This window comes from Streptomyces nigrescens (assembly GCF_027626975.1).
GTDB lineage: Bacteria > Actinomycetota > Actinomycetes > Streptomycetales > Streptomycetaceae > Streptomyces > Streptomyces nigrescens.
Genome location: NZ_CP114203.1, coordinates 5857060 through 5872236, shown reverse-complemented (window position 1 = coordinate 5872236; position 15177 = coordinate 5857060). Strand labels below are relative to the sequence as shown.

Here is a 15177-nt window from a genome sequence, read left to right as displayed (position 1 = left end):
CAACTGCCTCCGCGAGGGAGGCAGTTGTTTCACCTTCGGACGGGACCGGCCCGTTACTTCTCCTGCTGCTTGCGCCAGCGGATTCCGGCCTCCAGGAAGCCGTCGATGTCGCCGTCCAGAACACCGGTCGGGTTGCCGACCTCGAACTCGGTCCGCAGGTCCTTGACCATCTGGTACGGGTGCAGGACGTACGAACGCATCTGGTTGCCCCAGGAATTGCCGCCGTCGCCCTTGAGCGCGTCCATCTTGGCCTGCTCCTCCTGGCGGCGGCGCTCAAGGAGCTTGGCCTGGAGGACGTTCATCGCGGTCGCCTTGTTCTGGATCTGCGAGCGCTCGTTCTGGCAGGAGACCACGATGCCGGTGGGGATGTGCGTCAGCCGGACCGCGGAGTCGGTGGTGTTGACGCCCTGGCCGCCGGGGCCGGACGAACGGTAGACGTCCACCCGCAGCTCGGACTCGTCGATCTCGATGTGGTCGGTCTGCTCGACGACGGGCAGCACCTCGACACCCGCGAACGAGGTCTGGCGGCGGCCCTGGTTGTCGAACGGCGAGATGCGCACCAGGCGGTGCGTGCCCTGCTCGACGGAGAGGGTGCCGTAGGCGTACGGCACCTGCACGGCGAAGGTGGTCGACTTGATGCCGGCCTCTTCCGCGTACGAGGTCTCGTAGAGCTCGGTCTTGTAGCCGTGCCGCTCGGCCCAGCGCAGATACATGCGCTGCAGCTTCTCGGCGAAGTCGGCGGCGTCGACGCCACCGGCCTCGGCGCGGATGTTGACGACCGCCTCACGGGAGTCGTACTCGCCGGACAGGAGGGTGCGGACCTCCAGCTCGTCGACCGCCTTGCGGACGGCGGACAGCTCGTCCTCGGCCTCCGCCCTGGCGTCCTCGTCGTCCTCGGCCTCGGCGAGCTCGAAGAGCACCTCAAGGTCGTCGACCCGGCCACGCAGGTCCTCGGCCTTGCGCAGCTGGCCCTGGAGGTAGGACAGCCGACTGGTGATCTTCTGTGCGTTCTCCGGGTCGTCCCACAGGGACGGCGCCGCGGCCTGCTCCTCGAGCACGGCGACATCGGCCCTCATCTTGTCGAGGTCCAGGACGGCCTCGATCGACCCCATGGTCGAGGAGAGGGACTTCAGCTCTTCGGATACATCGACGACTGCCACGCACCCAGCCTAACGGCTGCCACCGTCAGCGTGACCCGGCCCCGGCAGGCCGGACCCGCCGGGAGCCGTGCACGGCCGGTCCACGGCGGCCCGTACACCGGTCACCGCGCCGGTCATCGCCGGGCCCGGCGCGCGGCCAGCGCGCGCCGGGCGAGCGTCACGGCGTGTCCGGTTCCGACTGGTGGACGCCCGGTGTGGCGTCGCCCTGCTCGTCGTCGCCCGAGGCCAGCCAGCCGCCCAGGCCGGCCGCCACGAGCGCCGCGGCGGCGGCCGCCCCCAGCTTGATGCGGCGGCGGCGCACCGCCTCCGGGGACGCACGGTGCCGGGCCGAGCCCGCCCGGCGCTCACCGGCGGCGCGCGGGGCCCGGGCGGTGCCGTGGGCGCCGCCCGCCAGCTCGTCCGGGCCCGGGACGCGCATGCTGGTGTGCGTCTCCCGGTTGGAGTCGGGGACCGCGCCCTGCACCAGCGGGACCGCGCCGCGCGGCGGAGTGGCCTCGGCCGGTGCCGCCGACGGGTAGAACGCCTCCTCGCGGGAGCCGGCGGCGCCCTCCTGCTCGCCCTCCGGGTCCTCGTCGTCCGGCTCGTCGATGTCCAGCGGCGGGATGCCCGCCAGGCCGGGCAGCAGCTCCCGCAGCCGGGCGGCGAGCTCCGGGGCGCGCAGCCGGGAGGCCGGCGCCTTGGCCAGGCACTGCAGCAGCAGCTGCCACAGCTCGTCGGGGATACCGGGCAGCGGCGCCACGCTCTCCGTCACATGGCGGCGCAGCACCGCCCCGGGGTGTCCGCCCCCGAAGGGCGTGAAGCCGGCGAGCAGCTCGTACAGGACGGTCGCCAGCGCATAGACGTCCACGGAGGCGCGCGGCGGCAGCCCCTCGATGATCTCCGGGGCGAGGTAGTCGGGGGTGCCGATGACCTTGGTCGCCCTGGTGCGGCGCGGGGAGTCGACAAGCCGGGCGATACCGAAGTCGGTGAGCAGCGCGGGGTGCGCGCCACCGGGGCCGAGCGGGCCCTGCATGTCCAGCAGGACGTTCTCGGGCTTGACGTCGCGGTGCACGATCCGGGCGGCGTGCGCGGCGGCGAGCCCGTCGGCCACATCGGCGGCGATCGCGACCGCGGCCTCCGGGGCCAGCCGGCGCTCCCGCTCCAGACGGGTGCGCAGGTCGGTGCCCCGTACGAGCTCCATGACAAGCGCCAGGTCATTGCCGTCGACGACGAGATCGCGGACGCCGACGACATGGGGATGGTCCAGACCCAGCAGGGCCGCCCGCTCCTGTACGAAGCGGCCGACGAGCTCCTGGTCGGACGCGAGCTCCTCACGCAACAGCTTGATGGCCACGGCCCCTTCGGGACCCTCGCCCAGCCATACCGTGCCGGCACTGCCGCGTCCCAGGATCTGGTGGGCGGTGTACCGGCTGCCGATCTTCCGTGCCAAGACTGCTCCGACGTGTCGGGCCCCCGAGCGTCCTGCGGGGGCTGAGGTTGGCGTCAAAGCTACGCGGGTGCCAGGGGGTTCAATGCCCCGGACGGTGGCAACCTTCACTTCTGTGAGCGAAATTCTCCGCCGGAAGTCGACAAATCCACTGAGTGGGTCTTAGGGCCCGTCCGGCGGATGACGGCCGGACAGGCCCGGGGGGCGGGGGGCCGCCCGCGGCTGCACGGAGCGCGCGGACGGCCGACGTCACCTGCTGAGGCCCCGCACGAAGCTCTCCACGCTGTGGTAGACCTCCCCGATCTGCGCGAAGAAGCCCCTCGTCGTGCCGATCCACTCCTGGAGCGGGGTCAGCTCCCAGATCAGCCAGGCGGCCACGAACAGGAGTATCAGCGTGAACAGACAGCCCTTGAGGCAGCCCAGGCCGGGGATCTTCATCGGGTTGGCGCTGCGCTGACGGGGCTCGCGCCGGGGCCGGGGCTCCGGCGCGGGCGGCCGCTGCGGCTCGTAGCGCTGCGGCGGCGGCTCCTGGCGCCGCTGGGGCGCCTGCGGCTGCCGCTGCTGTTGCGGCGGCTGCTGCTGGGCGTACGGCACCGGAGCGGGCTGCTGGCGGTACTGCTGCTGCGGGCGCTGCGGCGGCTGCTGGGGGGCCTGGCGCTGCGGACGGCGGCGCAGCGGGTCCTCGCTGGGGTCCAGGTACTGCACCTGGGTCTGCTCGTTGCGGTCGCGGGCGGCCCGCATCTGGGACTCCCACGGGTGCGGACCGTCGGGCCCCTGCGGGCCTCCGGCCGGTGCGCCCATGGGCATCGGCGGCATGGCCCGCGTCGGATCGCCCTGCCCGGCGGGGCCGTTCGGGCCGCCCGGTCCGCCCGGTCCGCCCGTGGAGGGCAGCACGCTGGTCGCCGCGCCCGGGTCGTACGAACCGGCGCCCGACGGAAGCACCTGGGTGGGGTCGGCGTCGCCTCCGGCGGCCTGGCCGCCGTCGGCACCCGTACCGGGAACCGTGGCGGGCGCGGGGTCGGGGGCGAGCAGCGCGGCGACACCGAGCGCGGCCTCGGCCTCGGCGGGACGGGCGTGCACCCCGATCCCGGCCGCGACGGTGCGCAGCGCACGGGCGAGGCTCTCGGCGCCGGGCCGCTCCTCGGGCCGCTTGCGCAGACAGCGCTCTATGACCGTCCACAGCGGCTCGGGCAGCGTGCTGGGGCGCTGCGGCTCCTCGCTGAGGTGCCGGTGCAGCACCTCCAGGGCGGTCGACCCGGCGAACGGCGGACGGCCGGTGACCAGCTCGTACAGCAGGATGCCGGCGCCGTAGATGTCCACGGCAGAGGTCTGCGGACGGCCCTCGGCGGACTCCGGCGCCACATAGGCGGGAGTGCCGACGAACTCATGGGTGCGAGTCAGGCCCGGGGAGTCGGCCAGCCGGGCGATGCCGAAGTCGGTCAGCATCGGGTGCATCTCGCTGCTGCCGTCCGACCCCGCGAGCAGGACGTTGGCGGGCTTGAGGTCGCGGTGGACCACACCGTCGGCATGGCTGGCGGCCAGCGCGTCGGCGATCTGGGCCGTGAGCAGCGCGGCGGCCACCGGGCTGAAGGGGCCGCTGTCGCGCAGATAGCGGTGCAGGTCGGGGCCGTCGACCAGGTCCATGACCAGGGCGAGCAGATCGCCCTCGACGACGAGGTCGCGGGTACGGACGATGTTCGGGTGGGTGAGCCGCAACAGGACGGAGCGCTCCCGCAGGAACCGCATCACCACGTCCGCGTCGTGCGCCAGCTCCTCCTTGAGGACCTTGATCGCGACCGTCTCACCGGGCTCTCCGGCCACGGCGGCCTCGGCGCCCGCCGTCTCCCGCTGGCGGGCACGCCAGACGGTGCCCGTGGCACCGCGTCCCAGCGGCTCCTCGAGCAGGTACTTGCTGCCTACCGGCCGCACGTCATGCGCTCCCTGGTCGTGGTGGATCTCTTGCCCGGCCCGCTGGTCAGCTGATCAACTCCGCGCGGACCGTCCGACCCACTGTAGTGCCGTCGCACAATCTTTTCGGTCCGGCGGCCCAGTGCGGGCTTGTGGAAAAGACGCGGGTTCGGGGCGGATGGTTGCCTGCCGGAGCCCGGACGGTGCGGACGGGGCCCGCGCGGTCCGGTCCGGAGACCTTCCGAGCTGACCACGGCGGTCGAAATCCGGCCGGGCACGGCGCGCAAGCAGGCACTTTTTCGCCCTTAGAAGACCAATCAAGATCACTGAACGGCGGTCGGCGGGCGCGTTGTCAGTGGCAGGTGCGAGGATGCACCCAGCACGATGCGGTGGGGCGCACGGTCCTTGTCGCGACGTGCACTTGGGACTTGTACGTGCCGACGTGCTCGGGTGTGGTGGGGGGAGCGAGCGGGCCCCCTGCCGGATCCCGGCAGAAGGGACCGTTGACGGCGATGCAGATCCGGCTGACCGTCCTCGGGCCGCGCAGCGGCCACACCACACGGGCCTGCGATGTGCTGGTGACGGCCCCTGCCGGGACCGCGCTGGCGGCGGTGGCCGGCTCGCTCGCCGCCTCCGTGGCGGGCTCGGGTGCGGATGTCGGCGGTGCGGGCGGCGGCAGCGGCCCCGTCGTCCTGTATGCCGGGTCCGAGCGGCTCGATCCACAGCGCGCGGCGATCGGCGAGCCCCCGCTGATCGACGGCGCGGTGCTCTCCCTCCAGAGCCCGGGACCTGCTCCGGCCCACGGTCTGCCGCACGGCTCCGCGCGGCTCCGCATCATCTCCGGGCCCGATGCCGGCGGGGTGCATCTGCTGCACGGCGGACAGATCCGCATCGGCCGCTCCGCCGACGCGGACGTCCCCCTCGACGACCCCGATGTCTCACGGCTGCACTGCGCCGTGACGGTCGAACCGGACGGCTCGGTGTCCGTCGCCGACCTGCACTCCACGAACGGCACCGCCGTGGACGGCACCGACCTCGACGAACGGCCCGCACCCCTGCGGCCCGGCACCCTTCTCCGTATCGGCGAGTCCGCCCTGCGCCTGCAGTCCGCGCCCGGCGCCCCGGACCCCGCCCTGGCGACCGCACCGGACGGCGAGGGGCATCTGCGGATCACCCCGGGCACCGCGGACAGCGTCACGGCGGGACGGGCCGAGGAGTACCGGACAGACGGGGCGGCGGGCCCGCACGGGGCCACCGTCGCCACCGCCGGGGCCTATTCCGGAGCCGGTGCGTACGCCCAGGTGGCCGGCGGCGCGTCCGCCCCCCTGACGGCTCCCCCGCCCGCGCAGGCCCCGGCCGCGCCCGGACGGCGGGACACCCCCCTGCGCGGCACCCCGACCGGATACGGAGCAACGGCCTCCGGCGCACCGGCCCCCGGCCCCGGCTCGCCGCGCGCCGCCGGTACACCCTTCCCGGACGCCTCCACCGGCCATGTCTACGACCGCACCACCGACGACGGCACCCCGTCGGCCGGCTGGGGGCCCGGCGTCCGGGAACCGGCCGGCGGCTTCGCGGACGCCGCACAGCAGCGGACGCACGGCGGGCAGCAGGCACTGGTCCCGGCCGACGAGGTACCCCGTAAGGGCGGGCGGCGGGGCGGTATCGGGGCCTGGGCGCGCCGGCTGGCGGGCGGCCGGCCCGCCGTGGAGCGGCCGGACGAGGCCTTCGCGGCCGAGTACGCACCGGCCGGTGACCCCGCGGCGGCCCGCGCGAACGCCCCCGGCGGCGCCCGGAGCGCCGAAGGGCCCTCCGGGCCCGCCGCCGAGGAACGATGGCCGGATGCCGCCGCGATCCTGCTCACCGCGCTGGGCCCGGGGCCGCGGCTCTGGGAGCGCGGCCCGGACCACCCCGACGCGCTGACCGTCCGGCTGGGGACCGCCGCCCGCAGCGGCGGCCGCGCCGCGGTGCCGGTCACCGTCGAACTGCGCCGGGCGGGCTCCCTCGGCCTCGCCGGGCCGCGGGCGCGGCTGACCGGGCTGGCCCGCTGCGCCCTCGCCCAGCTCGCCGCCCTGCACTCCCCCGCCACCCTCGACATCGTGCTGATCAGCACGGACCGGGCGCGCCCGGCCGAGGAGCGGGTGGCGGACTGGTCCTGGCTCGGCTGGCTGCCGCAGGTCCGCCCGGACCGCGGCCAGGACTGCCGGCTGCTGCTCGCCTACGACACGGATCAGGCCCAGGCGCGGGCGACCGAGCTGGTGCGCCGGCTCGACGACGGCCCGCTGGGCCCCGGCTGGGCCGAGGCCGAGCGCGCCGAGATCGCCGCCGCCGCGGCCCGCCACCAGGGCCCGTACACCCTCGTGATCGTGGACGGCGACCCCGGAACCTCCGCGCTGCGCGAGACCACCGCCCGGCTGGCCGCGGCCGGTCCGGCGGCCGGTATCCATCTGCTGTGCCTGGCCGAGACCCCGGCCGCCTCCCCCGCCTTCCCGCTGGCCGCGACCTACGAAGCGGCCCGGAAGGCCTCGCCCGCCTTCGGGGAGTGCGGGGCGGTCGCGGTGCTCAGCGGCGATGTCGCCACGGCACTGCGCGTCGTCCAGCCGGGCTCGGGCCCCAACGGCACGGTCGCGACGGTGGACGCGGTCTCCGGCGCCTGGGCGGAGCGGTTCGCCCGGGCGCTGGCGCCGCTGCGCGAGACCGACCCGACGGCCACGGCCGGCGGTGGCGCGGCGATGCGGGCGGCCGTCCCGCTGCCCGATACGGCGCGGCTGCTGGACGAGTTGGGGCTGGCCCGCGCCACCCCGGCGTCCCTGATGGCCCGTTGGGCCGCCGCCCTGGACACCGACCGGCCCGGCGCCGCCGCGGTCCTCGGCGCCGGACCGCACGGCCCGCTGTGCGCCGACCTCGCCGCCGACGGCTCGCATCTCCTCCTGGAGGGCGCCGCGGCCACCGGCAAGACCGAGCTGCTGCGTTCACTGGCCGCCTCGCTCGCCGCCGCCGACCGCCCGGACCTGCTGTCGCTGGTGCTGGTCGACGGCGGCGGCAGCGAGCGCGGCGAGGGACTGCGGGTGTGCACCGACCTGCCGCATGTCACGACGTATCTCGCCGCCTCGGACCCGGTCCGGATGCGGGAGTTCGCCCAGGCGCTGTCCTCGGAGCTGAAGCGCCGGGCGGAGATACTCGCCGGCACCCCGTTCGCCGAGTGGCGCAGCAAGCATCTGCCGGCACCGCGGATCGCCGCACCACGACGCTCGACCGAGGGCGGTGACGGAGAGCAGGAACCAATCACTCTCCGTAATCGTTGCCGGAACAAGGAGGAAGGAGGCGCCACCCCGGCAGACCCGTCAACGACCGGCACCCTACGCCTCCGCACCCGAAGCGGAGCCCCCGCCGAGGACACCGCACAGCAGCCCGCGGCGCCCATGCCGCGACTGTTCGTCCTGGTCGACGACTTCGACGCACTCGTGGCGCCGGCGCTGGGCAGCACGGGCCGCCCGGCCGCCGGGTCCGTGGTACGCGCCCTGGAGGCGGTGGCCCGGGACGGGGCGGAGCTCGGGGTGCACCTCATAGCCGCCACCGGCCATCCGGACCGTACGGCGGAGACCGCGACCAGCGAACGGTCCGGTCTGCGCGTCCAGTTGGGCGCCACCACCGATCCGTCCGAGCCGGTACCCACGGGCCGCGGACGGCTCCACCGCGCGGCGGACGGCTCCTCGACACCGTTCCAGGCCGGCCGCGTCACGGGCCGGATACCCCGGACGTCCACCCTCCGGCCGACGGTCGTCCCGCTGGAGTGGCAGCGGATGGGCGACCCGCCGGCCCGGCGCCCGCTGCGCGAGCTAGGCAACGGCCCGACGGACCTGGCCCTGCTCGCCAGCGCACTGCAACGGGCCGCACAGTCCTCGGGGGCGTCGGCCGCCCCGCCGCTGCTGTGAAGCGCGGGCGCCCACCCGTGACCAGCTCCGTCACGCCACCGGCACCCAGCCCCGTCACGTCATGTCGCCCATAACAGCCCTGTCACGAAAGGCCGGTTGACGCGGAAGGCGGTATTGCGGACCCCGTGGCCAGGGCGTAGGACTGTCGCACACCGCACTGCAGGACGCAGCGCACCGGATACCTCACACCGACACGACAGACGCACCGCTCCCGCACCGCGCGGTGCAGCGCAGCGCGCGACGCGGCTGCAGCGCGACGTAGTACCCGCACCGTGTGGCGCATTCGCGCCGCGCGACGCACGCGCACCACGGGACGCACCCGTGCCGCGCGACGCAGCGGCAGTGCGCTGCGACGGCGCCGCTCGGCGCGGAAGCAGGGCGCGGCGCGCAGCCCAGCGCACGGCACCACCGCGCCACCGCTCGGCACCACCGCACCGCACCGCACCACCGCACCGCACCGCACCACCGCTCGGACCGCTCAGCACCACCGCACCGCACCACCGCACCTCCGCACCGCACGAACGGCACGGCCCACACGAACTGCACGGCAGGGACGTCGCGGTAGGGCGTGAGGTGGATTTCTTTGCACCCGGTATGGCAGGCGCAGCGATAAGGGGTTACGGGGATGCGCAGACGACTCGACCGGACGGCTGGACGCGCCACGACCGTGGTGGCGGCGACCGCGGTACTCGGGCTGGTGCTGGCCGGCTGCGGGGGCGGCAGCGGCGGTGGCACGAAGGACGAGGGGAGCGGCGGCGGCAAGGGCGGCAGTACCGCCCCCACGGTGCAGCTGCCCTCGCTCAAGGGCCAGAAGTTGCAGGTCACCGCGGTGTGGACGGGGCCCGAACGGGAGAACTTCGGCAAGGTGCTGGACGAGTTCGAGAAGCGTACCGGCGCCACGGTCGACTTCGTGCCCAGTGGTGACGACATGGCGGGCTTCATCGGGTCCAAGGTCGCCGGTGGCGGCCCGCCGGACATTGCGATGCTCCAACAGGTCGGTGTGCTCAAGGAGTTCGCGCAGAAGGGCTGGCTCAAGCCGCTGGGTGCGAGCGCCAAGGCGCAGCTTGCCAAGAACTATGCGAAGGCCTGGCGGGATCTCGGCGCTCACAAGGGCACCCCGTACGGCGTGTACTTCAAGGCCAGTAACAAGTCGTTGGTCTGGTACAACGCCCAGGCGTTCGACAACGCGGGTGCCCATGAGCCGAAGACCTGGCCGGACTTCGTCAAGGCGGCGGAGGTCATCGCCGAGTCGGGCGTGGAGCCGGTCTCGGTGGGGGGTTCGGACGGCTGGACGCTGACGGACTGGTTCGAGAACATCTATCTCTCGCAGGCGGGCCCGGAGAAGTACGACCAGCTGGCGCAGCACAAGATCAAGTGGACCGACCCGACGGTCAAGCGGGCGCTGACCACGCTCGGGCAGCTCTTCGGCCGTAAGGATCTGCTGGCGGGCGGCAACTCCGGTGCGCTGCAGACGGACTTCCCGACGTCGGTGACCCAGACCTTCAGCGGTGGTGACACCCCCAAGGCCGCGATGGTCTCCTCGGCCGACTTCGCCGCCGCCAACATCACCCAGACCAAGGCCAGGGTCGGTACGGACGCCAAGGTGTTCCCGTTCCCGGCGGTGGGCGCGAAGTCCCCGGTGGTGACCGGCGGCGATGTGGCGGTGGCCCTCAAGGACACCAAGGCCGCGCAGGCGCTGCTGGCGTTCCTGGCGTCGACGGACGCCGCCAAGATCTGGGCGCAGGCGGGCGGGTTCATCTCGCCCAACAAGGAGCTCGACCAGGCGGCGTACGCCGATGCGGTGATGCGCGAGATCGCCAAGGCGCTGGTCGCGGCGGGCGACGACTTCCGCTTCGACATGTCCGACCAGGCGCCCGCCTCGTTCGGCGGCAAGCCGGGCCAGGGCGAGTGGAAGGACCTGCAGGACTTCCTGAAGAACCCCAAGGACATCGCGGGTACGCAGGCGCAGCTGGAGAAGGACGCCGCCGCGTCGTTCGGGCACTGACGCCGACCGCCTCGACCGGGACCGGGGGACCGTCACCATGAGCGACGAAGAGGTCAGCAGGGCGGGCGAGCGGAGCCGCAGGAGGGGCGGAGGCGGCGGCGCGAGCCTCGGGAGGACCAGAGGCGGCGACGCGGACCGCGGGAGGACCGGAGACAGCGGCCCGGACCGCGGGAGGGCCGGAGGCAGCGGCGCGGGCCGGAGGAGGGCCGGAGGGCGCGGCGCGGGCCGCGGGCGTGTTCTGGGTGCCCGTCCGTGGCTCGCCGCGGTGTTTCTGTTGCCGGCGCTGCTGCTGCTCGGTGCGCTGGTCGTCTATCCGATCGTGTTCTCCGTCCACCGCAGTCTGTTCGACGCGTCCGGTGACGGTTTCGTGGGGCTGGACAACTACGGCGCGATGTTCTCGGACGAGGGCATCCGCACGGCGCTGCGGAACAACGTCGTCTGGGTGGTGGTGGCGCCGACGGTCTCGACCGCGCTGGGGCTGATCTTCGCGGTGCTGACCGAGCGGATCCGCTGGGGCACCGCCTTCAAGCTGATCGTGTTCATGCCGATGGGGATCTCGATGCTGGCGGCCGGGATCATCTTCCGGCTGGTCTACGACCAGGCGCCGGAGCGCGGGGTCGCCAACGCGGTGTGGGTCGGCGTCCACGACACTTTCGCCGACCCGGCGCCGTTCCCCGGCGCCAAGCCGCGGCCGCGTGCCGATCTGAAGCCGTCGGGGGGTGGCGCCTTCACCACCGGGTCGGCGGTCCGGTCGGGGTCGCCCGTGCTGCTGCCGCTGGTCGCCGTCCAGCCGGGCGATCTGCGCGGGGCGCGGTCGGCCTCAGCCGCCCGGCCGCAGCCGGGCAGGATCACCGGCACCGCGTGGCTGGACTTCACCCGGGGCGGCGGCGGCCGGCCCAATGCTGTCGACGGCAGTGAGAAGGCGCTGGCCGGTCTGCGCGTCGAGGCGGTCCGGGGCGGCAGGGTGGTCGCCTCGGCCACGACGGCGGCCGACGGCACCTTTGCGCTGCCCGCCGGCAAGGCCGAGGGTGCCCGGCTGCGGCTGCCCGCGGCGAACTTCGCGGAGGCCTATCGCGGTGTCGACTGGCTCGGCCCGGCGCTGGTCACCCCGGCCATCATCGGCTCGTACGTCTGGATGTGGGCGGGTTTCGCGATGGTGCTGATCGCGGCGGGTCTGGCGGCCGTGCCGCGGGAGCTGCTGGAGGCCGCGCGGGTGGACGGTGCGGGCGAGTGGCAGGTCTTCCGCCGGATCACGGTGCCGCTGCTGGCGCCGGTGCTGGTGGTCGTGCTGGTCACCCTCATGATCAATGTGCTGAAGATCTTCGATCTGGTCTACATCATCGCGCCGGGCTCCAGCATCCGGTCCGCGAATGTGCTGGCGCTCCAGCTCTTCCAGTCGTCGTTCGGCACGGATGTCGACGAGGGCCTGGGCAGCGCGATCGCCGTCTTCCTGCTGCTGCTCGTGCTGCCGGTGATGTACGTCAATCTCCGGCGCCTACGGAAGGAGCGTCGCCGATGACGACCGTGGAGGGTGTCGCACCGGCCGGGCGCCCCGGTGCCGCCGGTGGCGTACGGGCCCGGCGGTCGCCGGCCGCGCGGATCGCGGCGCGGACCGGCGGCGGCGCGGTGCGGGTCTTCCTGGTCCTCGTCGCGCTGTTCTGGCTGATGCCGTCGGTGGGGCTGCTGCTGTCCTCGCTGCGCGGTCCGCAGCAGATCGCCGAGTCCGGCTGGTGGCAGGTCTTCAGTGAGCCGGCCCAGATCACCTGGGACAACTACAGCCAGCTGCTGTCCAACGACAAGGTGATGGGTTCGCTGCTGACCACGGCTGCGATCACGGTGCCGGCGACGGTGCTGGTCGTCGTCATCGGCTCGCTGGCCGGCTATGCGTTCGCCTGGATGGACTTCCCCGGCCGGGACGGGTGGTTCCTGGCCGTGGTGGGGCTGCTGGTGGTGCCCGTACAGGTGGCGCTGATCCCGGTGGCCAAGCTGTTCGGGGCGGTGGGGCTGTTCGAGACGACGGCCGGGGTGGTCCTGTTCCATACGGCCTTCGGGCTGCCGTTCGCAGTGTTCCTGCTGCGGAACTTCTTCGCCGAGATCCCGCGCGAGCTGCTGGAGGCGGCCCGGCTGGACGGGGCGGGTGAGCTGCGGCTGTTCACCCGGGTCGTACTGCCGCTGGGCGGTCCGGCGATCGCCTCGCTGGGGATCTTCCAGTTCCTGTGGGTGTGGAACGACATGCTGATCGCGCTGATCTTCGCGGACAGCGGCAATCCGCCGGTCACGGTCGCCCTGCAGCAGGAGGTGCGCCAGTTCGGCAACAACATCGATGTGCTGGCGCCCGGCGCTTTTCTGTCGATGGTGGTGCCGTTGATCGTCTTCTTCGCCTTCCAGCGCCAGTTCGTCTCGGGTGTGATGGCCGGTGCGGTGAAGTGATCTGCGCGCGGGGGCCCGCTGCCGCCGGGCTGCGCGCCATCTCCCGTTCACTTTCCTCCGCCTACGATGCCGTCGGTGCCGTGCCGCGCAGGGTACGACCGGGTTCCTTCATGGGGACCGCCTGAGCGGCGCCCGCATGTCTCGTGGAGCGAGGCGTGGCGCCCTGGCCCCTGCCGGGCCGCCCCTGCGCAGCGGTCGTGGCACCGGGCGGGCGCCCATAACTGCAGAGATGCACAACAGCAGACAGCAGACAGCAGAAATCCTTACGGAGTCGATGGGGTCCGTGGCGTCCACGGAGTCCATGGATTCCCGGATTTCCTGCGCTCCCCGTATTCCCCGCATATCCACGGCAGACAGCGCCGGTACATACCGCACCTTCCTCCCCCCACGCACGTGTCGTCATACGCCCTTACGTTCCCGACCGTCTGGAGACGGACCGCACATGACTGCCCCCATCGCAGACCAGAGTGCCGAACAACTCCCGCGCCCCACCCGGCTTTCCGAGGTCAAGGGCTGGTTCTTCACCGCGGACCAGCTGCTCTTCGACTGGTTCCTGAAGCGCCAGCAGGAGCGTTCGGAGCCGGGTGATCTGCTCGAACTGGGTGCGTACATGGGCAAGAGCGCCATCTTCCTCGGTGCGCGGCGGCGGGCCGGCGAGCGCTTCACGGTCTGCGATCTCTTCGACTCCCCCGCCGAGGACTCCTCCAACTCCCAGGAGATGAAGAAGTCCTATGCGACCCTGACGCGCCGCGCGTTCGAGGCGAACTACCTTGCGTTCCATGAGGAGTTGCCGACCATCGTGCAGGGCCTCAGCTCGATCGTCACCGACCATGTCGAGGAGGGCTCGGTGCGTTTCGCCCATATCGACGCCTCGCATCTGTACGAGCATGTGCACGGCGACATCCTCGCGGTGCGCGAGCTGCTCACCTCCCACGGTGTCGTGGTGATGGACGACTACCGCGCCGAGCACTGCCCGGGGGTGGCCGCCGCGACCTGGCAGGCCGTCGCGAACGAGGGGCTGCGCCCCATCTGCATCACGGGCACCAAGTTCTACGGGACCTGGGGCGATCCGGAGCCGCTCCAGCAGGCGCTGGTGGACTGGATCAAGGCCCGTGGGGACATCTGGCACGAGGTGCAGTACGTCAACGACGCCCCGCTGGTCCGGCTGAGCGCCAAGGGCGCCAAGGAGCCCGCCCATCCGGTGTCCCGGTACACGTCCGGGGGCGGCCGTGCCCTGTCGCGGCCTTCGGCCCGGGCGCCGAAGGCCTCCGCGGCCCGTCCGGGCCCGCGCGCGCCGCTCCCGGCCCGCAGCACCCTGCGCCGGGTCGCCCTGGACGTGCTGCCGCCGGTGGTCACCCGGGCGGTCGTGAACGCCCGTCGGCGCGCCCGTACCCGCTGACCGCACCGCGCGGGGCCGGGCGGCCGGGGTCCGCCGCGGCCCCGGGCACCGGGTCCCGAGCACCGGATCCGGGCAGGGTCCGGGCACCGGCCCCGGGCCCCGGCGGGTCTACCGCGGCACCTGCCCCACCAGGACGAACACATTGGAGCGCAGCAGCATCCCGGCCGGGCGCGGCAGCGGATGGGAGTACGTCCGCCGTACCGTCAGCCCGGCGGATTCGGCGAAGGCGCGCAGCAGCGGGAAGTCGGTGAAGCGCACCGGGGCGGGGCCGGCCCGGTGTCCGGCCTCCTGCGCGGTGATCAGCAGGACTCCGCCGCCGGGCCGGACGTACGGCACATACGCCCGCAGCAGGCCTTCGACCTGCTCGTCGTCCAGGTGTTCCAGGACGTGCGCGGTCAGCAGCGCGTCGAAGGCGCCGGGACGGGCGTGCGGGCTCGCGAGGAAGGTGTCGGCCGTGTAGGCGGTCAGTCCGCGCTGCCGGCAGTGCGCCACGGACTGCGGGTCGTGGTCGACCCCGACGCTGCCGGGCGCGCAGTCGGCGAGGGTGTCGCCGGTGCCGCAGCCGATCTCCAGCACCCGCCCGGTGCCGATCCGCCGCAGCTGGCTGCGGAACGGGGACCGGGCGGGCAGCAGCCGCGCCGGGCCGCCGCGCCGCCGCTCGGCCGGCAGCCGCGCGGTGGAGGCGGACGGGGCGGTGCCCGCGGCGGGCGCGGGCCGGGCGGTCCGGACGTCGCTGCCGGGCGGTCCGGCGTCGGGGCTGTCGGTGGCGGCGGAGCTGTCGGTTCGGCCGGGCATCGGGACGCGGTCACCTTCCCTGGGGGAAACACGGCGCGCGGGGCGCCGTAAAGCTGTGCAACGGGTCTACGGCATCGGACGCGGCCCGGCGCTACGGCGCGCCGATTTCGCACACCGAGCGT

The 15177-nt window shown here is 73.6% G+C and carries 9 protein-coding genes; 5 read left to right on the top strand and 4 right to left on the bottom strand.

Features of this window, described 5'->3' with window-relative positions; genetic code table 11:
* Window positions 1–53: 53 nt before the first annotated feature.
* The 3 genes from prfB to STRNI_RS26155 form a co-directional block, all read right to left on the bottom strand.
* Complete coding sequence (gene prfB, locus STRNI_RS26165) at window positions 54–1160, bottom strand: peptide chain release factor 2 (RefSeq protein ID WP_018091239.1); 1107 nt, start codon at window positions 1158–1160, stop codon at window positions 54–56.
* Window positions 1161–1317: 157 nt separating this feature from the next.
* The gene (locus STRNI_RS26160) at window positions 1318–2589 is read right to left on the bottom strand and encodes a serine/threonine-protein kinase (protein WP_093646573.1); all 1272 of its coding nucleotides are present in this window, start codon (window positions 2587–2589) and stop codon (window positions 1318–1320) included.
* A 246-nt stretch (window positions 2590–2835) separates the two neighbouring features.
* Window positions 2836–4515, bottom strand: coding sequence for a serine/threonine-protein kinase (locus tag STRNI_RS26155; RefSeq protein ID WP_159488112.1), 1680 nt, complete (start codon window positions 4513–4515; stop codon window positions 2836–2838).
* 491 nt (window positions 4516–5006) lie between these two features.
* Between STRNI_RS26155 and STRNI_RS26150 the strand changes: the two genes are divergently transcribed.
* The 5 genes from STRNI_RS26150 to STRNI_RS26130 all read left to right on the top strand — a co-directional run bounded on the left by STRNI_RS26150 (window position 5007) and on the right by STRNI_RS26130 (window position 14260).
* Complete coding sequence (locus tag STRNI_RS26150) at window positions 5007–8426, top strand: FtsK/SpoIIIE domain-containing protein (RefSeq protein ID WP_266449759.1); 3420 nt, start codon at window positions 5007–5009, stop codon at window positions 8424–8426.
* Window positions 8427–9051: 625 nt separating this feature from the next.
* Window positions 9052–10431 carry an ABC transporter substrate-binding protein gene (locus STRNI_RS26145; protein ID WP_277412123.1) on the top strand — a complete coding sequence of 460 codons (1380 nt, stop codon included), beginning with the start codon at window positions 9052–9054 and terminating at the stop codon, window positions 10429–10431.
* Between the two features lie 265 nt (window positions 10432–10696).
* Window positions 10697–11950 (top strand): carbohydrate ABC transporter permease, encoded by a 1254-nt coding sequence (locus tag STRNI_RS26140; protein WP_381845823.1) that lies wholly within the window; start codon window positions 10697–10699, stop codon window positions 11948–11950.
* Window positions 11947–12861 carry a carbohydrate ABC transporter permease gene (locus STRNI_RS26135; protein WP_109890105.1) on the top strand — a complete coding sequence of 305 codons (915 nt, stop codon included), beginning with the start codon at window positions 11947–11949 and terminating at the stop codon, window positions 12859–12861. Before STRNI_RS26140 ends, STRNI_RS26135 begins: the two co-directional genes overlap by 4 nt.
* Window positions 12862–13303: 442 nt before the next feature.
* A complete protein-coding gene (locus STRNI_RS26130) occupies window positions 13304–14260 on the top strand; it encodes a class I SAM-dependent methyltransferase (RefSeq protein ID WP_266449664.1) in 957 nt (318 codons plus the stop codon).
* Between the two features lie 108 nt (window positions 14261–14368).
* On the opposite strand, the gene STRNI_RS26125 is transcribed toward STRNI_RS26130, so the two are convergent.
* Window positions 14369–15055 (bottom strand): class I SAM-dependent methyltransferase, encoded by a 687-nt coding sequence (locus tag STRNI_RS26125; RefSeq protein WP_018091231.1) that lies wholly within the window; start codon window positions 15053–15055, stop codon window positions 14369–14371.
* Window positions 15056–15177 lie beyond the last annotated feature (122 nt).

Excerpts from the sequence above, each read along its gene's own strand:
- STRNI_RS26145 (WP_277412123.1), top strand. The coding sequence starts at position 9,052 with ATGCGCAGACGACTCGACCGGACGGCTGGACGCGCCACGACCGTGGTG.
- STRNI_RS26125 (WP_018091231.1), bottom strand. The coding sequence starts at position 15,055 with ATGCCCGGCCGAACCGACAGCTCCGCCGCCACCGACAGCCCCGACGCC.
- STRNI_RS26135 (WP_109890105.1), top strand. The coding sequence starts at position 11,947 with ATGACGACCGTGGAGGGTGTCGCACCGGCCGGGCGCCCCGGTGCCGCC.
- STRNI_RS26150 (WP_266449759.1), top strand. The coding sequence starts at position 5,007 with ATGCAGATCCGGCTGACCGTCCTCGGGCCGCGCAGCGGCCACACCACA.
- STRNI_RS26130 (WP_266449664.1), top strand. The coding sequence starts at position 13,304 with ATGACTGCCCCCATCGCAGACCAGAGTGCCGAACAACTCCCGCGCCCC.